Origin of the sequence: Lactobacillus amylolyticus (assembly GCF_003999355.1) — a bacterium.
Taxonomy (GTDB): Bacteria; Bacillota; Bacilli; order Lactobacillales; family Lactobacillaceae; genus Lactobacillus; species Lactobacillus amylolyticus.
Genome location: NZ_CP031835.1, coordinates 1,148,017 through 1,172,053 on the forward strand (window position 1 = coordinate 1,148,017; position 24,037 = coordinate 1,172,053).

General features: G+C 41.2%; 16 protein-coding genes and 2 rRNA genes. 3 read left to right on the plus strand and 15 right to left on the minus strand.

The genetic code is table 11. The annotated features are described in order from the left end of the window. Positions 1-55 precede the first annotated feature (55 nt). The 5 genes from D0Z64_RS05955 to D0Z64_RS05975 all read right to left on the minus strand — a co-directional run bounded on the left by D0Z64_RS05955 (position 56) and on the right by D0Z64_RS05975 (position 7,898). Positions 56-2,954 (minus strand): 23S ribosomal RNA (locus D0Z64_RS05955). Positions 2,955-3,155: 201 nt separating this feature from the next. Further along, a 16S ribosomal RNA gene (locus D0Z64_RS05960) occupies positions 3,156-4,719 on the minus strand. Together the 16S and 23S rRNA genes form the textbook arrangement of a ribosomal RNA operon. Positions 4,720-5,216: 497 nt before the next feature. Continuing rightward, entirely contained in the window at positions 5,217-6,524 is a 1,308-nt protein-coding gene (gene serS / locus D0Z64_RS05965) for a serine--tRNA ligase (protein WP_127345737.1), read from the minus strand. A gap of 220 nt (positions 6,525-6,744) precedes the next feature. Next, on the minus strand, positions 6,745-7,293 hold the full coding sequence (locus D0Z64_RS05970; RefSeq protein WP_164742128.1) for a GNAT family N-acetyltransferase: 549 nt from the start codon (positions 7,291-7,293) through the stop codon (positions 6,745-6,747). Further along, positions 7,293-7,898: a TVP38/TMEM64 family protein gene (locus D0Z64_RS05975; protein ID WP_320051445.1), complete on the minus strand. Its 606-nt coding sequence runs from the start codon at positions 7,896-7,898 to the stop codon at positions 7,293-7,295. Before D0Z64_RS05975 ends, D0Z64_RS05970 begins: the two co-directional genes overlap by 1 nt. A 160-nt stretch (positions 7,899-8,058) precedes the next feature. Between D0Z64_RS05975 and D0Z64_RS05980 the strand changes: the two genes are divergently transcribed. The 3 genes from D0Z64_RS05980 (at position 8,059) to D0Z64_RS05990 (ending at position 10,948) form a co-directional block, all read left to right on the plus strand. Beyond that, positions 8,059-8,853, plus strand: a complete 795-nt coding sequence (locus tag D0Z64_RS05980) for an alpha/beta hydrolase (protein WP_006352155.1) — start codon at positions 8,059-8,061, stop codon at positions 8,851-8,853. A 28-nt stretch (positions 8,854-8,881) separates the two neighbouring features. Continuing rightward, complete coding sequence (locus tag D0Z64_RS05985) at positions 8,882-9,358, plus strand: hypothetical protein (RefSeq protein WP_127345739.1); 477 nt, start codon at positions 8,882-8,884, stop codon at positions 9,356-9,358. Between the two features lie 207 nt (positions 9,359-9,565). Then, positions 9,566-10,948 carry an NAD-dependent succinate-semialdehyde dehydrogenase gene (locus tag D0Z64_RS05990; protein WP_127345740.1) on the plus strand — a complete coding sequence of 461 codons (1,383 nt, stop codon included), beginning with the start codon at positions 9,566-9,568 and terminating at the stop codon, positions 10,946-10,948. 52 nt (positions 10,949-11,000) lie between these two features. On the opposite strand, the gene D0Z64_RS05995 is transcribed toward D0Z64_RS05990, so the two are convergent. The 10 genes from D0Z64_RS05995 to D0Z64_RS06040 all read right to left on the minus strand — a co-directional run bounded on the left by D0Z64_RS05995 (position 11,001) and on the right by D0Z64_RS06040 (position 23,786). Further along, positions 11,001-12,050, minus strand: a complete 1,050-nt coding sequence (locus tag D0Z64_RS05995) for a zinc ribbon domain-containing protein (RefSeq protein ID WP_127345741.1) — start codon at positions 12,048-12,050, stop codon at positions 11,001-11,003. A 108-nt stretch (positions 12,051-12,158) separates the two neighbouring features. Continuing rightward, positions 12,159-15,659 carry an MMPL family transporter gene (locus D0Z64_RS06000; protein ID WP_127345742.1) on the minus strand — a complete coding sequence of 1,167 codons (3,501 nt, stop codon included), beginning with the start codon at positions 15,657-15,659 and terminating at the stop codon, positions 12,159-12,161. 23 nt (positions 15,660-15,682) lie between these two features. Further along, on the minus strand, positions 15,683-16,243 hold the full coding sequence (locus D0Z64_RS06005; protein ID WP_127345743.1) for a TetR/AcrR family transcriptional regulator: 561 nt from the start codon (positions 16,241-16,243) through the stop codon (positions 15,683-15,685). 134 nt (positions 16,244-16,377) lie between these two features. Then, positions 16,378-17,322 carry a serine hydrolase gene (locus D0Z64_RS06010; RefSeq protein WP_127345744.1) on the minus strand — a complete coding sequence of 315 codons (945 nt, stop codon included), beginning with the start codon at positions 17,320-17,322 and terminating at the stop codon, positions 16,378-16,380. A gap of 14 nt (positions 17,323-17,336) precedes the next feature. Beyond that, on the minus strand, positions 17,337-18,254 hold the full coding sequence (locus D0Z64_RS06015) for a magnesium transporter CorA family protein (RefSeq protein ID WP_127345836.1): 918 nt from the start codon (positions 18,252-18,254) through the stop codon (positions 17,337-17,339). A 119-nt stretch (positions 18,255-18,373) separates the two neighbouring features. Then, a complete protein-coding gene (locus D0Z64_RS06020) occupies positions 18,374-19,669 on the minus strand; it encodes an extracellular solute-binding protein (RefSeq protein WP_127345745.1) in 1,296 nt (431 codons plus the stop codon). A gap of 52 nt (positions 19,670-19,721) precedes the next feature. Continuing rightward, positions 19,722-21,023 (minus strand): MBL fold metallo-hydrolase, encoded by a 1,302-nt coding sequence (locus D0Z64_RS06025; protein ID WP_080881700.1) that lies wholly within the window; start codon positions 21,021-21,023, stop codon positions 19,722-19,724. Continuing rightward, the gene (locus D0Z64_RS06030; protein WP_080881701.1) at positions 21,007-21,831 is read right to left on the minus strand and encodes a carbohydrate ABC transporter permease; all 825 of its coding nucleotides are present in this window, start codon (positions 21,829-21,831) and stop codon (positions 21,007-21,009) included. Before D0Z64_RS06030 ends, D0Z64_RS06025 begins: the two co-directional genes overlap by 17 nt. A 3-nt stretch (positions 21,832-21,834) precedes the next feature. Further along, the gene (locus D0Z64_RS06035; protein WP_080881702.1) at positions 21,835-22,701 is read right to left on the minus strand and encodes a carbohydrate ABC transporter permease; all 867 of its coding nucleotides are present in this window, start codon (positions 22,699-22,701) and stop codon (positions 21,835-21,837) included. Continuing rightward, positions 22,701-23,786 (minus strand): ABC transporter ATP-binding protein, encoded by a 1,086-nt coding sequence (locus tag D0Z64_RS06040; RefSeq protein ID WP_080881703.1) that lies wholly within the window; start codon positions 23,784-23,786, stop codon positions 22,701-22,703. Before D0Z64_RS06040 ends, D0Z64_RS06035 begins: the two co-directional genes overlap by 1 nt. Between the last annotated feature and the right edge of the window lie 251 nt (positions 23,787-24,037).

Genomic DNA, 24,037 nt, shown 5'->3' on the forward strand with positions numbered 1-24,037 from the left:
TTCTTGAGCTTCCACGCTCAAAACTAAATACATTCCAAGCTCCAACCTCTGAGCTTTGGTCAAGTTCTCGACTGATTAGTACTGGTCCGCTCCATTCTTCGCAGAACTTCCACTCCCAGCCTATCTACCTCATCGTCTCTGAGGTGTCTTACTGCTTTCGCATTGGAAATCTCATCTTGAGGGGGGCTTCGCACTTAGATGCTTTCAGCGCTTATCCCTTCCGCACATAGCTACCCAGCGATGCCTTTGGCAAGACAACTGGTACACCAGCGGTGCGTCCATCCCGGTCCTCTCGTACTAAGGACAGCTCCTCTCAAATTTCCTGCGCCCACGACGGATAGGGACCGAACTGTCTCACGACGTTCTGAACCCAGCTCGCGTGCCGCTTTAATGGGCGAACAGCCCAACCCTTGGGACCAACTTCAGCCCCAGGATGCGACGAGCCGACATCGAGGTGCCAAACCTCCCCGTCGATGTGAACTCTTGGGGGAGATAAGCCTGTTATCCCCAGGGTAGCTTTTATCCGTTGAGTGATGGCCCTTCCATACGGTACCACCAGATCACTAAGTCCGACTTTCGTCCCTGCTCGAGCTGTCTCTCTCGCAGTCAAGCTCCCTTATACCTTTACACTCTGCGAATGATTTCCAACCATTCTGAGGGAACCTTTGAGCGCCTCCGTTACACTTTAGGAGGCGACCGCCCCAGTCAAACTGCCTACCTGACACTGTCCCTGGCCCGGCTTACGGGCCTAGGTTAGAGCATCCATCAAACAAGGGTAGTATCCCAACATCGCCTCCAGTAAGACTAGCGTCCTACCTTCTCTGGCTCCTACCTATCCTGTACATGTTTAACAGATACTCAATATCAAGCTACAGTGAAGCTCCATGGGGTCTTTCCGTCCTGTCGCGGGTAACCCGCATCTTCACGGGTATTATAATTTCACCGAGTCTCTCGTTGAGACAGTGCCCAAATCATTACACCTTTCGTGCAGGTCGGAACTTACCCGACAAGGAATTTCGCTACCTTAGGACCGTTATAGTTACGGCCGCCGTTTACTGGGGCTTAAATTCGTACCTTCGCCGAAGCTAAGCACTCCTCTTAACCTTCCAGCACCGGGCAGGTGTCAGCCCCTATACGTCGTCTTACGACTTTGCAGAGACCTGTGTTTTTGATAAACAGTTGTTTGGGCCTATTCTCTGCGGCTGATCTCTCGATCAGCACCCCTTCTCCCGAAGTTACGGGGTCATTTTGCCGAGTTCCTTAACGAGAGTTCTCTCGCTCACCTTAGTGTTCTCCACTTGACTACCTGTGTCGGTTTGCGGTACGGGTACGTTCTCTCTGGCTAGAAGCTTTTCTTGGCAGTGTGACTCTTGCACCTTCGCTACTTTAACTTCGCTCCTCCTCACGACTTGCCCTTAGAAGCAAGCATTTTACTCGCTCCCAGGCTTATCGCTTGAACATGGCATTCCAGCGCCATGCGTGCTTCGCCTCCTGCGTCCCTCCTTCGCTCTTAACGATTAAACGCAGTACAGGAATCTCTACCTGTTATCCATCGGTTACGCCTCTCGGCCTTGCCTTAGGTCCCGACTTACCCTGGGCGGACGAGCCTGCCCCAGGAAACCTTAGTCTTCCGGCGGATAGGATTCTTACCTATCTTTCGCTACTCATACCGGCATTCTCACTTCTAAGCGCTCCATCTGTCCTCTCGATCAGACTTCTCCGCTCTTAGAACGCTCTCCTACCACGTGCTCTTTAAAACACGTCCACAGTTTCGGTACTATGCTTAGCCCCGGTAAATTTTCGGCGCAGAGCCACTCGACTAGTGAGCTATTACGCACTCTTTGAATGATGGCTGCTTCTGAGCCAACGTCCTAGTTGTCTACGCAACTCCACATCCTTTTCCACTTAGCATAGATTTGGGGACCTTAACTGGTGATCTGGGCTGTTTCCCTTTCGACTACGGATCTTATCACTCGCAGTCTGACTCCCGTGTATGGATATCTGGAATTCGCAGTTTATCTGGATTTAGTAACCCCTGACGGGCCCCTTGTCCAAACAGAGCTCTACCTCCATTATCCTCTCCACGAGGCTAGCCCTAAAGCTATTTCGGAGAGAACCAGCTATCTCCAAGTTCGTTTGGAATTTCACCGCTACCCACAACTCATCCCCGCAATTTTTAACTTACGTGGGTTCGGTCCTCCAGTGCGTTTTACCGCACCTTCAACCTGGTCATGGGTAGGTCACTTGGTTTCGGGTCTACACCGCACAACTTCTCGCCCTCTTCAGACTCGCTTTCGCTCCGGCTCCGTCTTTTCTGACTTAACCTCGCTGCACAGCATAACTCGCCGGTTCATTCTACAAAAGGCACGCCATTACACTTTAATGTGCTCTGACTACTTGTAGGCACACGGTTTCAGGTTCTCTTTCACTCCCCTTCCGGGGTTCTTTTCACCTTTCCCTCACGGTACTGGTTCACTATCGGTCACTAGCTAGTATTTAGCCTTGCGAGATGGTCCTCGCGGATTCAAACGGAATTCCTCGTGTTCCGCCCTACTCAGGATCCTGCCGGCGCTCGCTGGATTTCGCTTACGGGGCTCTCACCCTCTCTGGCCTACCTTCCCAGGTAGTTCTGCTATCCTTTGAGCTGCCTTGCGCAGTCCTACAACCCCCGCTGATAAATCAACGGGTTTAGGCTCTTTCCTCTTCGCTCGCCGCTACTAAGGAAATCGATTTTTCTTTCTCTTCCTGCAGCTACTTAGATGTTTCAGTTCGCTGCGTCTTCCCTTACATGCCTTAACAGCATGCAATGATGCATCTCCTGCACCGGGTTCCCCCATTCGGACATCTCCGGATCTTAGCTTACTTACAGCTCCCCGAAGCTTTTCGCAGTTCGTTACGTCCTTCATCGGCTTCTAGTGCCTAGGCATTCACCGTGCGCCCTTTTCTACTTGACCTTACTCAAGAATCTCTCTTCTCGGTCGCTCTTCAATCTCTTCTTTGATTGTCTCGGTTTTTGCTTGGATTGTATTCAGTTTTCAATGTGCTAACTCTGAGAGCTAATGCCCTCAAAACTAAACAAAGTTTCTCAGTGTGCTTCCGCTTGCTTTGGATACTTCTCTTAGTATTTCTACTCTCCATATCCGCTGCTTCCTTAGAAAGGAGGTGATCCAGCCGCAGGTTCTCCTACGGCTACCTTGTTACGACTTCACCCCAGTCATCTGCCCTGCCTTAGACGGCTCCTTCCCGAAGGTTAGGCCACCGGCTTCGGGCATTGCAGACTCCCATGGTGTGACGGGCGGTGTGTACAAGGCCCGGGAACGTATTCACCGCGGCGTGCTGATCCGCGATTACTAGCGATTCCAGCTTCGTGCAGTCGAGTTGCAGACTGCAGTCCGAACTGAGAACAGCTTTCAGAGATTCGCTTGCCTTCGCAGGCTTGCTTCTCGTTGTACTGCCCATTGTAGCACGTGTGTAGCCCAGGTCATAAGGGGCATGATGACTTGACGTCGTCCCCACCTTCCTCCGGTTTGTCACCGGCAGTCTCATTAGAGTGCCCAACTTAATGCTGGCAACTAATGACAAGGGTTGCGCTCGTTGCGGGACTTAACCCAACATCTCACGACACGAGCTGACGACAGCCATGCACCACCTGTCTTAGCGTCCCCGAAGGGAACTCCGTATCTCTACGGATTGCGCTAGATGTCAAGACCTGGTAAGGTTCTTCGCGTTGCTTCGAATTAAACCACATGCTCCACCGCTTGTGCGGGCCCCCGTCAATTCCTTTGAGTTTCAACCTTGCGGTCGTACTCCCCAGGCGGAGTGCTTAATGCGTTAGCTGCAGCACTGAGAGGCGGAAACCTCCCAACACTTAGCACTCATCGTTTACGGCATGGACTACCAGGGTATCTAATCCTGTTCGCTACCCATGCTTTCGAGCCTCAGCGTCAGTTACAGACCAGAGAGCCGCCTTCGCCACTGGTGTTCCTCCATATATCTACGCATTCCACCGCTACACATGGAGTTCCACTCTCCTCTTCTGCACTCAAGAAAAACAGTTTCCGATGCAATTCCCCGGTTAAGCCGAGGGCTTTCACATCAGACTTATTTCTCCGCCTGCGCTCGCTTTACGCCCAATAAATCCGGACAACGCTTGCCACCTACGTATTACCGCGGCTGCTGGCACGTAGTTAGCCGTGACTTTCTGGTTGATTACCGTCAAATAAAGGCCAGTTACTACCTCTATCCTTCTTCACCAACAACAGAGCTTTACGATCCGAAAACCTTCTTCACTCACGCGGCGTTGCTCCATCAGGCTTTCGCCCATTGTGGAAGATTCCCTACTGCTGCCTCCCGTAGGAGTTTGGGCCGTGTCTCAGTCCCAATGTGGCCGATCAGTCTCTCAACTCGGCTATGCATCGTTGCCTTGGTAAGCCGTTACCTTACCAACTAGCTAATGCACCGCGGGTCCATCCTTTAGCGACAGCTTGCGCCGCCTTTCAAGCAAGTGCCATGCAGCACTTGTTGTTATCCGGTATTAGCACCTGTTTCCAAGTGGTATCCCAGACTTAAGGGCAGGTTACCCACGTGTTACTCACCCATCCGCCGCTCGCTTCCGAAACGTCACTACCGAAGTAGATCTGTTAGTTCTGCTCGCTCGACTTGCATGTATTAGGCACGCCGCCAGCGTTCGTCCTGAGCCAGGATCAAACTCTCATTTTTTAAATAATCGTTTTTAAGATCTTTGTCTCAAAATTTATTGCTTGCGAATTGACTTCGCTTTTTGTTTGGGTTTTTACACCCGCACACTTTTAGCGAAACTTTGTTCAGTTTTCAAAGTACTAGCTCCGTCTGCTTTGTGCAGACGACTTTTTTTACTTTAGCAGATGTCCTGTTCTCTGTCAAGAACTTTTTCACCCGCGCCGTCGTGCTTTTGCCCGACGACAGTTTTATATATTACCCGCACTTCCTCGTTTCGTCAAATCCTCCTTTTAGTTCGACTTATCCATGAAACACTTGGCTGTGTTGTAATTGAATTCCTTCTTGTTTGTCCGGATTTTGATTATTATTTTTGTCATATGAAAAAAGCGTAATCAAAAAGTTCGGAATTTGCTCTTTTTTCAATCATAAATTGACTCAAAATTTTTCAAAAAATTTTTTAGGACAAAAAAAGACCGAACTCGACTTAAATTTGCCGAATTTGGTCTCTTTTATTTGTTTTAGATTAAACTATCTTCTTTAGTAATCTTCTTCATACCATTCATGTAAGGTACAAGAACATCTGGAACAGTTACTGAACCATCTTCATTTTGGTAGTTTTCCAAAATAGCAGCAACACAACGACCAACTGCCAAACCTGAACCGTTCAAAGTGTGTACTAAATGAAGCTTGCCGTTTTCATCACGGTAACGAATATGTGCACGACGAGCTTGGAAGTCAGTACAGTTAGAACAGCTTGAGATTTCACGGTACTTGTCTTGGTATGGCATCCAAACTTCAAGGTCGTAAGTCTTAGCACTAGTAAAGCTGGCATCCCCAGTTGACAAAGCAACAACGTGGTATGGCAAGCCTAACTTTTGCAACAGGTGTTCAGCATTATGAGTCAGCTTTTCAAGTTGGTCCCATGAATCTTCTGGCTTACATACCTTAACCATTTCGACTTTTCTAAATTCGTGCATCCTGATCAAACCACGAGTATCACGTCCAGCTGAACCTGCTTCACTTCTAAATGCTGGTGACAAAGCAGTTACATTGATTGGCAACTTTTCGCCATGAATAATTTCGTCACGGAAGTAGTTAACCAAAGGAACTTCAGCAGTTGGAATCAAAGTCAAGTCACGTGGCTTGTCTGGATCGTCGTTATCCACGATGGTATAAACATCTTCATGGAACTTAGGGAATTGACCAGTTCCTTGCATTGAAGCATCGTTTACCAAGTAAGGTGGAATAATTTCAGTGTAGCCTTCCTTAGTATTTTCATCTAAGAAGAAGTTGAATACAGCACGTTCAAGCAATGCACCTGCACCTTTGTAGAAAACAAAACGTGCACCTGAGACTTTAGAAGCGCGATCCCAGTCCAAAATGTTAAGATCAGTTCCGATGTCCCAGTGAGCCTTTGGCTTGAAGTTGAACTTAGTAGGCTCATTCCATTTACGAACTTCTTCATTGTAGCTGTCATCAGGACCAATAGGATCTGAATCAGCTGGGAAGTTAGGCAAGCGAAGCAAAATGTATTCTTGCTTTTCGCTTAAATCACGAATTTCATTATCCAAATCCTTGATCTTGCTGCTTACTTCCTTCATATACTTAATGGCATCGCTAGCATCTTCCTTGTTACGCTTAGCTTCACCAATTTTCTTAGAAACTTCGTTACGTTCTGCCTTAAGTTGTTCACTTTGCTTCAAAGCATCACGACGCTTGGCATCGATTGCAACAACTTCATCCAATTCTTCAGGCTTAATTCCACGCGTAGCGAGTTTATCCTTAGCCCAATCGAGATTCTCACGAATCACTTTAATATCTAACATAGAAAAACCTCCGAAAAAAGAGCCGACTCATCCCTAATACTGGGACGAATCGACTCACACGGCTTCGCGGTACCACCCATTTTCAGTTTTTTTTAAAAAACTGCTCTCATTGATTGGCGATAACGGCGCCTAAACCGTGCAACTGTTAATTGCCCACATTTATGAAATCCGGAAACGACATCCATTCACTCGCACCAACCGTGAACTCTCTGAAGCAGTCTTAAGATTTCGTGTTTGAAACCATTTTAAGCCATTCTTCTTTTTTGAGCAAATAATATTTTTCCTTATATGAAAAAAGGTTGGAAATTTGAGCATAATCGGTTGTATAAACATATTTAAAACCTATTCGCTCCAGCAATTCTTGTGAATGAAAGTTTGTATCAAAGGTCCCCGCCCAAATTTCGGTTTGTCCCATCTGTTCAAAAGCGTCATGCAAAACCAGCTTCAAAGCTTCCGTCATATAGCCGTGTCCTTCAAAATCTTGTTCCAGCATGAAGCCAATCTCTTTTGTCTTAAGGAGGCTCGCCTCATCTAGACCGCGTTCATACAATTCTACCAAACCGATCAGCTGATTATTTTCTTTTAAACAAAGGGCAAAACTGTTTTTCCGGTTAGCATACTCCTGGGCCCCTTTTTTGGCTTCTTGCAAATTATTGAAAACCTCAAAACCAGCCAATCTATGATAACGATGATTTTGACCCCACTTTAGCAAAACAGGCGCATCCGTGACTTGGAAACGCCGTAAATAAATTCTTTTTCCGTCTAACATTATTTTCCTATAAGTTTCAATAACCATCTTGCACCATAGACCAAGCCTAAACTGTAGGCTGCAATTGTCCATGGCTTGCATAAAATAATAATCCAAAAATAAGTCCAAAATTTCATTTCAGTTAGTCCTGCTAATAAGCACAGAACATCATCAGGTGCAGCTGGAGCGAGAATGCACAAAGCGAAGAACCAATTGAAACGCTTTTGATTTTTGGTCCATTTCATATATTTGTTTAGCGTTTCTTCAGAAACTATATGCAAGATAAAACTTCTGCCGTAATAACGTGCTAAAAAGAAATTAATCAGTGAGCCAATACAAATGCCGATGTAGTTATAAATAAAGCCCCAGATCGGCCCGAAGAAAACCACCCCGCCAAGCAGCGATATTCCACCTGGAATAATTGGAATTACTACTTGCACAATTTGAATCAAAACAAAAACTACTGGACCAATTATCTTTTTATTAGCAAGGTAGGCCCGCATTTTATCTTGATCGGTAAAAATCCCCAATCGGTACCAATAAATGACTAGCAGAACAATAATGATACTAGAAACAATTGTGGCATAATTAATTAATTTGCGACTTTTTTCTTCTGATAAATGCACGCTCTCATCTCCATCAATCATCTACTTATTAGCAGTTCAATTTTAACAAAAATATCTTTATCTGACTCATTTTTCAACAATACTTAAATAATTTTCCAACTGCGAACCACTTTTTTAAAGCTATAATAAAAGCGTAGATTTCACAAAAGGATGGATTACTATGGCTATTATTAAAAATGATATTGTTTATGATCAAGACAAAAATTTAAGTACAGATATCTACTTTCCAAATGATACAACTTCTAATACGAAAATTTTGATCTTTTGGCACGGTGGTGGCTGGTTCCGCGGCAATAAAAATAGCGTCAAGCCACTAGCCGTAAACTTGGCCAATGCCGGATTCGTAACTTTCGTACCTGAATACAGTTTGGCACCGGCTCACCTTTTCCCAGCTGCTCATCAAGATGCAATACATTTTGTTAACTGGCTGCTTAATTCTGAATACACTGATCCTGATGATCAAAAAAATATCGTTCAAATCGGTGCAAGCGTTGGCGGTACAATGGCATTGCAAGTGGCAGGACAATATGGCTTCCCAACAGTAACCTGGTCTGCTCCAGTTGATTTTTCTCATTGGATTAAAAACCATGAAACTGTAAAAGCTTCACCAGATGCTAAAAATGATTTTGCTTATACTGATCCTGCTCAAATTCATAATAGTTTCTACAAATATTTCGTTACTACTTATGCCGGTGGTAAGCAAGAAGCTATTTTGCAAAAAATGGACGCTGCTGCCTACGACTTCAGTAATTTATCTAGCTTAATGATGATCAATTCCGCTGATGAATTAACGCCGCTTGACAGTGTTCTCAATTTCATTAAATTCTTGGCAAAACATGATCATGAAGTCGAACTTTTGGTTATCAAAGGTCAAAGACATGCGATGGATTATGGCAAAGATTATCTTGATGAATCCCTAGATTATTTACGACAAAGAATTAAAAGACAAAAATAAAATTTTATGATTGATCTAGAAAAATTTATTGCGATCCGCAAAAAGAAGAAGATCTCACAGGCAGAACTGTCAAAGACTGGATATTGAAGTTGGCGATATTGTCGTCAACCAGCATCAAACCAAGGCTTGGCGCAATTTAAGCCAAGCTGAAAATGCTTATTTGCGTTTTGATTATTCTGAAATACACAGTTTATTGAAAGAATTGCAGCCCGGTGATCTTCGGCTTCCCTACGATCGGGTTCACTACAATTATTTGAATGGTATTTATGCCTTGGAAAATGAACAAGATCAGGTCAAGTCGCTTGCATATTTTCAAGAAATCATAGATGAAGACTGGCTAGCCCTGATAATCTTTATTATTTGTTGGCTTTATGGACGCCATAATTACATGAAGGATTCAGATCACTTGTTGCACCATGCATATAAGATTGGTTCTCGTTTTCATGAGGTTTATTATATGGGGAGAATTCTTTATCGTTTAGGATTGAATGCAAATGCCAAATGATCTTAAAAAATGGCTATGCAGCATTTCCATGATGCTCGTGCTTTTGCGCGGTTTTAACCATGACCAATATATCTTAACCAAAGCAAAATTGGCCTTGGATAAAATTAAGCTTTAGTTTCGATAAGTTTAAATACTACCATCCTTTTTGTAAACGCTTTATAATAGTAAGTGAACTTATTTTAGCTTTGAACAAAGTGAGGTAAAAACATGTCGAGATATCAATCAATCAACCCCTATAACAATGAAAACTTTGCTAATTTCGATAATCCAACAGCTGAACGAATTGACGAAACAATTAATTTGGCTTATTCACTATATAAAAAATGGCGGCATGAAGAGCCAGCCAGCCGAGCAGCAATTTTGAGCAAAATCGCTGCTGCCTTTCGCGAACACGAAGACGAAATGGCAAAAATGATGACGCTGGAAATGGGCAAGCTTCTTTCCGAATCCAGGGAAGAAGTAGAATTATGTGCCAACATTTGTGACTATTATTCTAAAAATGGCGCTAACATGCTCAAACCTGAACCTTTAAAAACTGACCTTGGCAATGCTTATTATTTAAAACAAGCAACCGGCGTTGTTTTAGCATGTGAACCATGGAACTTCCCACTTTATCAAGTTATTCGAGTTTTTGCACCTAACTTTGTCGTTGGTAATCCAATTATTTTAAAACATGCACATAACGTACCTAGTTCTGCTAAGCTGATTGAGCGCATTATTAAGCGCGCTGGGGCTCCTGAAGGCAGTCTGCTTAATCTCTATCCAAGCTATGATCAATTGGCTCAAATCATTCAAGATCCACGAATTCAAGGCGTAGCTCTGACTGGATCAGAACGCGGTGGTGTGGCTGTAGCTGAAGAAGCTGGTAAAAACTTGAAGAAATCAACGATGGAACTTGGCGGCAACGATGCCTTAATCGTTTTAGATGATGCTGATCCACAAGTTTTACGCAACGTGCTGCGTGATGCAAGAACTTATAATGATGGTCAAGTATGTACTTCATCCAAGAGAATCATTGTAGTTAAATCACGCTATGATGAAGTATTGCATGAACTTAAGAACGTCTTCTCTAGCTTAAAGGCCGGGGATCCACTCGAAACAGACACAACTTTGCCACCAATGAATTCTCAAAGAGCAAAAGAAAAACTAGCTGCTCAAGTACAAAAAGGTATTGATGCGGGTGCAAAAGTCTTCTACCAATATCCGGAAATTGATTCTAAGGGTGCCTTCTTCAGACCAATGATTTTAACAAATATTGATCAAAAGAATCCTATCTACAATAAAGAATTATTTGGCCCAGTGGCTGAAGTCTACTGCGTCGATGATGAAGATCAAGCAATCGCATTAGCTAATGATTCAAGCTATGGCTTAGGTTCATCTGTCATTAGCAGTGACATTAAGCATGCACAAGAAGTTGCTGCCAAAATTGAAACTGGCATGACAGTAATTAATGGCCGCTGGATTACTTCAGGCGAATTGCCATTTGGCGGTGTTAAGAAATCGGGTTATGGTCGTGAATTAGGCAAGCTCGGAATGATGGCCTTCGTTAATGAGCATTTGGTAATTGACGTAACTGAAAACAACAAATAGTTGATCTAAAAAAATAAATAGCACTGAGGATAGTAAATCTTCAGTGCTATTTTTATAATTGCTTATTTCTATGAAATAGATTGTACAGCGACAAAACAGTTGTCATTAAACTTGAAATAATTAAAAAGTAAGTTGAAGCTCCAATTGATACAGCATATGTCAACAGCTGACTGGTTAACTGACTAAGAACGCCTGTACTTGCGCGACTGCTGCTTGACAGCCGAAAGACAAGATAAACTAAGAAGACCGTTTCAATTAGCGATAAAACAAATGCTATGGTCTGACTCTTTTTCGTATTTTTGAAAATATTATAAATAATGAAAATTGGAAATAAAATCAGCAGCAACCATACGAGGTAAACGATTAAAGAATAAAGTGCGGTATTGCCTGAGGTTAAAAGACGACCACCAAAGCTGAGCAATACTTCGGAAATTGACATTTTTTCGTCGTAAACCGAGCTAACTACTGATGCACCTGAACTAGAAAATAAAACGACCAAGCTCATGAAAGCCATCAAGATAACTGAAAGTTGGCTGTAGTTAAAATGCAGACGCTTGCGGTTTTTAACTTTTTCGATTTTGCCTTCAACTTTTGGATGATGCTCTTCAAACTTTTTATTCCGTGAACGCAGCTTTTCTCCACGATCAGCGATGGAATTAAAAGTATCTGATCCAATCTGATTGATCTTTTCAGTCAATCGTTTGTCAGCTGTATACTGATTAATCTTTGCACTGCGGTCACAGACAATGTACAGCCAAATCATGAGAGCAAAAAAGCAAATCCAGCCCAATGATACTGAAAAACTAGTGATAATCAGCAGTAAGAAACCTAGTAAAAAGACGATTGTGGCATTTGAACGAATCCAAGCGATCATCTTTTGGACTGTTGAATTCTGTTTTTGCGGTTGAAATTCTTTGCGATAGGCAGCACGACTAGTAGTTGCTTCTTCTTTTTGTTTTGCTTCTGAATCAGTCGCGTTTTTTTCCTTTATCCCTTGTTTAGTAAAAAAATCTTCACGATATTTCTTTAAATTAAAACCACATTTTGGACAAACATCATCATTAGCGGTGATTGCTTGCCCACAATTTGGACAAGTTGTCATATTGTTCCTCCTCAATTTGTTTACGTACTAAAGATTATAGCACAGGCATAAAAAAGTCGTGCAACTTTAACAGTTGTACGACTTTTTCATTTATTAAAATCTTAGAGTTTATTTTGTATTTTTATCTTTATTATTCTTACCCCAACTGAAGTTGACTCCTTCGTAAGTCAATTTAGTTGCAGCAGTCAAAGTAATTGGCATGATTGAGACTAAGATCAGTAAACCAACAATCACGGTCAAAGCAACTTCGATTAATGTTGGAATACCAGATGGAATCAAAGCTGCGAAAGTACCACCTAAGATGACGGCTGCAGAAATAACAACCGTTCCGATGATGCCACAAGCCTTTAAAATTCTTTGACTCGGTCTGTTCAAACCTTCCTGTTCTAATTGGTAACGCGTCATTAAGAAGATACTGTAGTCAACACCCAAAGCAATCAACATAATAAAGCTGAAGAATGGCGTGTTCCAAGTAAGCATGTCTCTATTCAAAATACCCTTAACAATCCATTGGTTAATTGATAATGAGCAAAGGTAAGCGATAAGCAAAGTACCCAAGATGTAAACAGGTTGAAGGAGTGAACGAGTTATGAACATCAAGGCGATTCCGACACCGATAAGCATAATAGCTGCCGTTCTGACGAAGTCTTGACTAGCAACATTCTTGGTATCTTCAATCTTAGAACTTTGACCACCCATTGCAACCGTTGCGTCATTCAAAGCAGTACCTTGAAGTGACTTCTTAGCCATAGCTGAAAGTTCTTGTGATCTCTTAGTAGCTTCAGTTGCACTTGGGTTTGAATTGAAGACAACGATCAGCATTGCAGACTTCTTATCTGGACTAAGGTAAACATTAATCGACTTTTGGAACATTGCGCTCTTAATGTATTCCTTAGGAATGTAGAAGGTCTTAGCAGCTGCTGAAGATTGCAAACCTTGTAAGTAGGTTTGACCTTGACCTAAACCACTGTTGGCCTCATCAAGACCACTGGTAATTTTTGGCATGCTTGAAGCAAGCTTGCCGGCACCGGTGCTAAGCTGACCTGCACCAGTATTCAATCGTCCGATGCCAGAACTTAATTGAGCAGCACCAGATGCACCTTGTTGAAGTCCACTGTAAAGTTGACCTGCACCTGAGTTAAGACGACTTGCACCTGCGGCACCTTGTTGAGCAGCAGCTTGTACTTGAGACAAACCTGAACTTAATTGCATTAAAGCAGTTGTAGCACCAGGCAATGCCTTGTTTGAAGCAGTAGCCAATGCTTGTACTTGTGTTTGCAATTGTTGGACTTGTGTCAAAATATTGCTTTGCTGCATTGAAGACATTGATGATTTCAAGCCTTGGGCAGCAGTAATTGCAGATTGAAGAGCTGACTTCAATTCACTTGATGAAGAGCTGCTTGATTGTGCTTGTACAGCTGCAGCTGCAGCTGCAGCTGCAGCAGCCTTGGCTACTGAAGTTTTCTCTGAAGTAGACAAGCTATTATTGCTTGACAATGATCGCTCAACAACTGGTTCAATCGCTTGAGCCAATCGGTTAACCAACTGATTTGATGAAGTGGATGATGAACTGCCAGCTAGGCTTTCCAATTTGGTTAAACTGCTTTCCAAAGTTGCAGCGTTTTGTTGAGCTGATTGCAAGTTCTTAGTCAAAGCAGAAGTATCAACTGAACCGCCAAGTGCTGAATTCAATTGCTGAATGCCACTGTTAATTTGTGGCAAAGCACTTTCAAGTTGAGCAATTTGAGCTTTATTTGAACTGCTTAATTGAGTTGATAATTGTGAGCTCAATTGGTTCAAACCATTGACCAGACTTTGAGTACCGCTCTTAAGTGAGCCTGCACCGCTTTGCAATCTATTAGCACCGCTTACCAAGCTGCTGGTTCCGCTTTGCAAAGCATGAGTACCACTAGATAAACGCCCAGCACCAGTAGTTAAGCTGCCAACACCGCTAGCTAATTTAGCCGTACCATTTTGTAAAGTTTGAGCACCATTTTCAAGACGAACAGTACCTGAGTGTAATTGATCAGCACCGTTTTGAAGTTGACCAGTGCCTGATTGCAACTGTTCTGCACCGCTTTGAAGCTTTTGCGCACCTGTAGTTGCTTTTTGACTACCCTTGCTCAACTTGTTTAAGCCGGTACGAACTTGATCAACACCATTATCAACAGTACCCAATTGATTATTTACATATAATTGTGAAATTGCTTCACCATAAGGTTCCGTTACAGAAGTTGCAAATGAAACATCCTTTGATGATTGCAATTGCCTAGTCAATTGATCAATCAGCTTTAAATTGGTTTCATTATCCAAACGGTGATTACTCTTAATGTACAAGTATGATGGTTCAGCCATCCCCTTAGAGAAGTGCTTTTGTACGACCAATAAACCTTGCTTAGCAGGAACACTGTCTGCAATTTCATCGGTATCATCATAATTCAAATGACCGTTGTACATTAACATGAATGGAATGGTAACAACTGCTAAAACAATTAAGTAAAGAATTGGGTGCTCTAAAGTTGAAGCAGAAATGCCATGCCACAACTTGTTTTCTGATTCACCAGTAAATTTAGTTACTGGCCAGAACATTCTTTTACCAAGTACAGCCATAAAGAATGGGTTCAAGGTTAAAAGAACAATTAACAAGACAGCAACACCAACAGCAACACCAACGGCTGATTGGTAAATTGAGAATTTAGCTAAACTTAATGCAGTAAAACCAATTAAAACTGAAGAACCTGAATAAAGAATAGTCTTGCCAGCACTACGCAAAGCATCATGTATAGCTTCGTACTTGCCCATATTCTTACTCAGATTTTCTTTAAACTTGTCATACAGCAGGATGTTATAGTCCGTTCCGATACCGAACAGAACGATCACCATAAACACTTGCGTAAAGTTTGAAAATGGGAAATTGCATCTCTGAACTAAATTAGTAACAATTGAGAATGAAGTTAAGAATGATACCCCAACTGTTAATAAAGAAATCAAAGGAACAATTGGTGATCTGAAGACAATAATTAAAACAATAAAGATAAAGACAACTGTAATTGCTTCAGTCTTCTTGATTCCTTTCTGAACTGAAGTTGAGAATGCATTTTGCAAGACGTCTGCACCGGTTACATAAGTTCTAACTCCTGAGGTCTTTACGGCCTTAGTAAGTTGACTTTCAACATCCCCGATTCGGCGATATTCGTTTCCCTTCTTCTTTGAAATATTTAATTGCATTACCCAAGTCGTGCCGTCTTTTGACTGCAGCTTCTTACGGGTAGCAATATTTGAATCTGGAGCCAGCACATCAGTGATACCGTACTTGGATTTATTATTTTCAAGCTTAGAAACGGTCGCATTGATTGCTGCCTTATCAGTTTCAGTTAATTTGCCCTTCTTTTTGTTGAAAACAATTGCAACTTCATAGGTATTTTTCTTCTTTTTACCCCAGTTGTTTTGAATTGTTTGCGCAACTTCACTTTGAACATTGCTTGGCAAAGAAATGTTCGAGTGATCATTAGTCAACTGACTAACATTAGGCAGAGCAATAACTGAAATGAGCAAAATTAAAATCCATGCAATTAAAGAAAAGACATGATTCTTTAAAAACTTTTGCACTTTTCTTCTTCCTCCTGTATTCATTACTGCACAATAGCTACCGGTTCAACTAACCGTAGGATCATCTTATGGTAGTCCTCATTTGCCTTTTCATCGCTTTCGTTTGCAAAGGCTGTTGATTTATCTAGAAAGACATATCCCAAAACTGCTCCAACAAGAGCGTGAAAAGAAATGGTCTCATCTTTTTTCAAATTGAACTTCTCGCCAAGAGCAAAAAGAGCCATAATTTCCTGCGTGATTGCATCTTCTTTGCTGTATTCATTCAAGTGATACAAAATACTTGCCAAAGATGGATCATGCAAAATAAAATTGCGCGTAACATCAGCAAATTTTAACAAAGCATCCTTGCCGGATAAACCCATTAGACTATCAACCAGCCGATGATGCAAAAGTTTAATTCTGCTAGCTCCCACTAATGAAAGCAACTGCTTTCTCCCTGAAACATAATGATAAAGCGATTGTGATCTAACGCCTAAAGCCTCGGCCAAATTAGGCATTGTTGTTTCCGACAAGCCTTTTTGACAAATCAATTCGTTAGCTTTTTCAATCACTTTATTCAAATCAAGAGTTCTTTTTTGGACCATTCTTTTTTCCTCCTCTCTTACAGCATGAGAATAATATATCACTACAAAGCGTAGAATACAATCTACAACTTGTAAATTATTCAAAAAAAGAGATATCCACTTTATAGTAAATATCTCTCTTGCCAGATTTTTCCTTATGAACGATTCTTATTAAACCAAGTATTAACAGCCTTGCCTAGAGCCTTAAAGTTTTTCTGTGAATTGGACCACGCAGAGATGCAATAGGAATGACCTGACGTTTGAACAATCGCAGCAGCAAAGTGACTATCACCAGCACTGTAAATAGTCCCACTAATACCACTAGTCAGCTTGGTTCTAGAGCCATACAATCCTAATAAAACAAGCTGTGCATGACTTTGATTCAAAACTTTGCCTTGATAAAGTCCCTTCAAAACCAAATCTAAATCTTTGCTGGTCGTTTTGCCAACCGGTGGGTTAGTAAAGGTGCCGCTGATAGTTGTACTTGTAGCACCAAACTTTTTGGCAACTGCAGCGACATTCTTGCTGCCAGCCTTCCGCAATAATGCATTGCCTGCAGTCTTATTGCCTTTCATCATAGCTTGACGCAAATATGCGATACTATAGCCCATATTGGTTTGCAGAAGCTTTTCACCTTTGACGCGATCTGACTTTTTAATCTTAATCGCAGTTTTGGTACTCAACTTTCCTTTTTGTTCTTGGTAGTAAATAGTCGCCAAAATCAAAATTTTCAAGACGCCACTGGCATTATGAGCTTCAGATGTTGTAGCCAAACGAGCATAGCGTGCAGAATTGTTCAGATCCTGTACGGCTACTTGATAGGAGGCAGTGCTGCCCATTGCCTTTTTGATTGCTGAAGCCAATGAAGTTTTGCTGCCCTTTTCAACAGTAACTTTGGAAGATGCAGAAGTTTGACTGCTGCTTGAACTCGCAGTTGGCATTTTAACCTTTGGTTCTTTAATTTGTTTCTTATTGACTTTGCTATTTTTAGGTTCAATGATATTGATTTTGGCACTATTCATTTCGCGCAAACCAGCCGAATAAAGCATAAACGCAAAAATAGTAGCCAAAAGTGCCCGGATAAATACTTTTTTTTTCATTGAAAATCCTCAACTTAGAAGAAATGATGTTTTCGCATCAAAACGATTAACCAAATCATTAACGCAATAGTAACGATGGTTACAACGACCCAATCAAAAGGATTATGGAACATTGGCAGTGAAACGTTCATCCCATAAAATCCCGTCATAATTGTTGGAATCGTCAAAACCAAAGACCACACAGTTAAGAATTTCATCGTATCGTTCAGGTTATTGTTCATCATATTGTTCGATGTAGCCGACAGCGTTTTGGTTACTTGCTGTGAAATCTGAATCATTTCTGCTGACTGATTTGATTCAATTAACACGTCGTCTAGACGTTCACGTGCGGTTTTAGTGAAATCTAATTTAGAATGATCCAAGCTGTGAAGCATGATTAAGTCAGTTTGAATGGAACTGGACAAATAAACCAAACTTTTTTCAATATTTGATAATTCAACTAAATCCTTATTGTCGATATCATCCGACAATTTTTGATCCAAACTGTCTCTTTCTGCATCCAGTTGAGTAACTGCACGCTGGAAATATTGTGATGAATAAAGCAGAAAGGCTATCAATAATTCCGTAACATCATTAGCTCGCGACAAGCGCTCACGTATCTGAACATCGTTAAATTCATCAAACACGTAGCTAGTTGACTCAGTATGGAAAGTAAAAATATTTTCTCCAACTACCAAGAAAGTAATTGGGTGCGAGGCGAAGTGCTTAATTGAATTAGTTGGCCAAATTGGTACATCATAAACAAGCAAGTGACTATGGGTATGCAAGTCATAGTCATAGTGCGGACGTTCATGCCGGTCAGAAATATAAGAGATGATGTCTGGCGTGAATTTAAAATCGTCTTGCAGCTTGTTGCTATCCTGCTCACTTAAATTGCTGATATCGTACCATTTATATTTGGTCTCTACGGGAAAATTTTGTTGCCGTATCAACACTCTCACCTCTCATTTACGCAATTAAATCTTATTTCAACTCTATTATTCTACCATTTTCGAAGTAAAGAAAAAACAGACCAGTTACGGTCTGTTTTTCATTAAATCGCTATTTAGTTTTATTGTTTCCAAGCAGCATCAAACTTTTGCTTACCTTCGTTAATTGCGTTATTAACATTTTGGTGCTTTTGAGCTGCAGAAAGAATAGTTTGCATAATACTGTTCAATTGAGCATAGGCTGCGTTTGAGTTCTTTTCTACAGGAACGCTGTACAAGTGCTTCATAACAGTTGAAAGCTTAGCTGGAAGCTTAAGTGAAGTGTTGGACTTGTATGCTGCAGAATTAATTACTGAGTTGTTAACTGGAATGTAGCCAGTTGCGTTAGCCCACTTAAGTTGGCTTGACTTAGATACCAAGAACTTAATGTACTTAAATGCAGCCGCCTTTTGTTCAGCAGTTGCGTGGTTGAACATGTAAATGTCTGTACCTTGTTGCATGTTGTATTTGCCTGGACGAGCAGCAACATCATAAGTAAACTTCTTGCCTACACCCTGCTTAACGAAGCCTTCACCTGCGGAAGTACCAATAAACATGGCAACTTTTTCGTTAGCAAATGGGCCTGATAAGTATTGTGCTGAACCGGCAACTCTGAAGTAGTCCTTCTTGATACCATCTGCGTAGTAGTTGATAACACTCTTTGAAGTTGAACCACTGAAGTTGATTTTGCTTGAGAAGTCAACGCCGGCATTCTTCATACCTAAAACGTAGTAGTTGGAAAGTGAATCAAAACCAGCACCTACTACCTTGTGGTGACTCTTCTTGTAAATAGTTTCAGAAACAGATTTAAGTTCGGCCATAGTGGTTGGAACCTTCTTAATGCCATATTTCTTAAACATGTCTTTGTTGTAAGTTAAAGTTTCAATGGACTTGTTAAATGGAATACCATATTGAGTTCCTTGAATTTGAGCGCCCTTCAACAATTCGGATCTAATGTCTGAAGCCTTAGCACTGCCCCAACCAACATTCTTGTTGTTAATGTAAGGTGTCAAGTTTACAAGCATCTTATTCTTAGCGGCATTCCAAAGCCAACCTGGGTAAGCTTGCGTAATTGTAGGCAAATTGTTTGGTGATTGCAAAGTTGAGTTGATCTTGGCTTGCAAGTCGATGTAAGTACCTTGACTTTCAAGCTTAACGGTAATATTTGGATTCTTCTTTTCGAATTCCTTAGTCAACTTTTGCAAAGTTGATTGTTGTACTCCTACCATACCATGCCAAAAAACAACTGTTGTCTTCTTGGTAATCTTTGATGGAATCTTGCTTGAGCTAGATGAGCTATTGCCATTAGAACAAGCAGCTGTTCCCATTAATGCCAAGCCGGCAGCAGCCAACACAGCAAGTTTCTTACTAAACTTCATTTGGATTAATCCTCCCAAAAAATAAAACTAAACAACAAATTTTATTGATTCACTAAAGCGTGATGCTTTGACCACGCTTAGGTAAAATCCGTTTTCCATATGGGTTCTCGACCAGCTCCGGATGCAATGTGTGCACTGGTACTAAAATAGCTGGTTGAACCTCGCTGATGATTTCTTGTAACTCCCCCTCATCTGCGTGGCCAGAACAACGCAGAGCTTTATATTCCACATTATGTTTAGCAAAATTTTCGACAAAAGGCTTGTATGCTGGGTCGAAATCACCAAGTGGCTCAGCATTAGAATGGATATACAATCCGCCTTCCATCAACTGATCAAAGTCAGCAACAGCTTGCCAAAGGAATTCGTGATCATCGTTAAGAAGATCTTGATAAGAAACTTCCGGTTCTGGATTCAGATCAGCGAACTTCGGCTCCTCTGGCAAGTAATAGTACGGAAATTCTTTGCCCAGACTCTTATGCAACAAATGAGCCCGTTTTGCATGCAAAACAACTTTCCGTGGTGAATCAGAAATGATTCTAAGCAATCTTTCAACATTGGTTGGGTAGGTGTTAAAAGTAATTTGCCGTTTTGGATTAGCTTTTTGAAGACGAACAACTTCTTGTGTCAATTCATCTTCATTGTTAATCCCGGTAAATTCCTCACTTTGCTTTTCATTCTTTCTTTCAGGCCATGAACTGCCAGTTGCTTCAGTAATGAAAAGATCTGCACCCTTTGAAGCAGCTAAGAATTCATGTACCCAATCCGGATGATAGCCATGCAAACGAATATCACCAGTGAATGAAATTTTTTTATCCGGGGTTTTAACAATTAGACCGGTAGCACCATATGCATCGTGATCGCTTGGCCAAATTTCCATTGTGATCTCGCCAACCTTAATCGGCTTTTTATATTCAGCAGCGATGATTGGACGAGTGTAGCCTTTTTCATGACCGGCTGCTGGCAAAAGAAAATCGCCTTTTTCATTTAATGCCGGCAGCAAGTGAGCCGTAATTGGGCCGGCATACAATGGAATCGTTGGTGAAAGCAGATTTAAAGCCTTGCTATGATCCAGATGCAGGTGAGAAATATAAGCTGCACTATGTTTCCAACGCTTGGTATCAATTGCTTTACCCGTGATTTTTTCATCATAAAAATCAGGAGCTTCACCAATCAATTGGTACTTAATCAAAGTCTGATAATCTTCATCGTCCATACTCAAACCGAGTTCAGGACGATATACCTCGCCTAAATCAAACAAAACATGTGAATCATTATAGGCGACTTCAATCATTGGCCCGCCAATTGTGGTCAAGCCATTATAAAAAGTAACGGTTGTTTTATCCCTTAAGGTCATTACGAACTACTCCGCAAATAATTTGTTTTCTAAAAATGAAGTAAAGAACTAAAATTGGCAAAACTGTCAAAGTAGCAGCAGCTAATTGCAATTGGGTTTCACTACCGGCATCAGAAGCGAAATTAGTTAATCCGTTGTTAAGAAGCCGCATACTGTCTTCATTAGTTACCAACAATGGCCATAGGAATGAATTCCAGCCAGAAATAAAGCTTAACAAACCAACAGTGAATAAACCACCCCGTGACATTGGGACTAAAATTTTCCAAATATATTCCCAGTCAGATGCACCGTCAATTTTGGCAGCCTTATAAATTGTTCTTGAAATAGCGCCAAAATAGCTCTGCAAGTAGTACATGTAGAAAATTGAAGTAAGGAATGGCAATACCAAACCGAGGTAAGTGTTAAGAAGGCCCATCTTTGCAACAGTATTGTAGTTGGTGAAAATTATTGCTTCACCAGGAACCATCAGCAATGACAGCAAAACGATTTGAACGAAGTTCTTGCCTTTAAAACGAAGGTTAACCATTGCAAAGGCACCTAATATCGCGTTGAACAAACTAACAATTGTCGTTACACTCGCAGTAATGAAGGTGTTTAAGAAATAGCGTGCAAATGGAGCCTGCGCAAAAACCTTAGCATAGTTGCCCCATTGTGGATTTTTTGGAATGATTGTTGGCGGAATCGTTGTTGTTTCTTGGAAACTCATTAATCCACCCAAAATCATATAAATGAAAGGAAAGACAGTAATAATTGCAAAGAAAGTCAAAATCAAGTAGGCAAATAATCTGCCCCAGCGAATCTTTTTCATCTTTTACTGCTCTCCAATCTTTTTCATCATCTTGCGCTGCAAGAAAGTAATAAACAAAATGGTCAAGAATAACACAACAGTGGCAGCCATCGCTACACCTGGCGTACCAACAATCTGGAATTTGTTATAGATGTAGAACACTGCAGTCGTCGCAGAGTTGCCGACGCCGGCTTGCCCATTGAACAAGGCATATACTGAAGTATAAACTTTGAAGGCTGCGATAATATTCATCGTTAATAAGAAAGCGATCGTTGGAATCAACTGCGGCATAGTAATCCGCCAAAACTTTTCGGTACCGCTTGCCCCATACATATCAGCAATCGTGTAATAATTAGGATCAATATTTCTCAAGGCACCCATCAAGATAACAATGTTAAAAGCCAAGCTTGTCCAAACACCAAAAATAATGATCGTCGTTAATGACATTGAAGGATCATCAATCCAGTTAGGTGCAGGCAAATGCAATGCTTTCAAAACGAAGTTGAGCAAACCATAGTCACCATTGAAAATATAGCGAAAGACAATACCGATCGCAATCGTACTTGTAACATATGGCATGAAGAAAGTAGTTTCAAAGAAAGACTTTCTCTTCACCTTGCTGAAAATCAACCAAGCCAGCATAATCGAGATCGCTAAAGCTACTGGTACAGAAACCAAAGCATAAATAATAGTGTTCTTGATTGCCGTCCAGAACTCGGGATCTTTGAAAATATACTGATAATTGCTAAAGCCCGTCCAATCCAAGGCAATTAACGGTCCACCTTGAAAACTCATAACAAAGGCTCGCAAAATTGGAAAAATACTAAAGCCCGTTACAAAAATAATGGTTGGAGCCAGAAAGAGCCAAGCCCGCTTTTGATTTTGCTTCATTAGTAAACACGCTCCCCTTCTGGGGTAAAGATGAAGATGCGATCAAGTCGCATTTTAAGGTTGATATTGTCTCCTGCCTTAATTGGAGTTTCCAAATCAACCAAAGAACGAGCTTGAATGCCATCATGATTGAATTTCAAAATACGTTCACGACCTATCAATTCAATATCTTGAATTGTGACCTTAACGTTTCCACTTTCATCTGGCAAAATATTTTCAGGTCTAACTGACAAAACATATTTGCCATCTTTTAATTCATGCTTAAAACGGTCTTGTTTCAAATCACTGACTGCAATTTCAAAATCTGAGCCAGTAACTTTACCATCTTTGACTTCAACCGAGAAGTTGTCAATTACTGGATTGCCAACAAAGTTAGCAACAAAGTAATTATTTGGTTCCAAGTAGAAGTTTTGAACCAAATCATCTTGTTGAATCACGCCGTCATTGAACAGAATGATCTTATCACCGATCGACAAAGCTTCTTCTTGATCATGTGTAACAAATAAAGTCGTAATGCCAACTTTTTTGACTAATGAACGAATTTCTTCACGAATCTTTAACCGCAAACGAGCATCCAAATTGCTCAATGGTTCATCCATAAGCAAGATCTTAGGTTCTTGCACCAAGGCACGGGCAATCGCTACACGCTGCTGTTGACCACCGGAAAGCTGACCAGGTTTTTGATCCGCAAATTCATCAATCTGCGTTAAATTCATGTACTTTCTAGCAACCTTTTCAGCTTCAGCCTTAGGACGCTTATTCTTGCCGACCGTTAATGGAAACATAACGTTTTGCAAAACAGTCATATGCGGATATAGGGCATAGTTCTGGAAAACATAACCGATTTGCCGATCCTTAGGCGCGGTTTTAACTACCGACTTGCCATCAAATAAAATGTCACCGCTAGTTGGTGTAAGAAGACCAGCCAGCATATTCAAAATGGTCGTCTTTCCACAGCCGGAAGGGCCTAATAAGCAGACCAGATCGCCTTTTTTAACGGAAAAACTAACGTCTTTGATTGCTTCATGGCCGTTTTCATAAACCTTGCGTAGGTTCTTTACTTGAACAAAATTTTCATCATTCATTAGTTACACACCACAATATCTTGATAATTTTCTATAAATTCTTAATTAATTCTATTATATTCCGATCAAAATCACAAATTTATTTTCATAATGATTCGTACTTTACAGAAGTTTCTTTCTGTTTGTTTGTGAAATGTTCTGCTTTTTTAGGCTATATATTAACTATTTAGCAAAGCTGCAAGTTATTATTTGCTTTTACAAGATATTGTGTCTTATTTATCGTTAAGCACAAAAAAAGATCATTGCTTTTA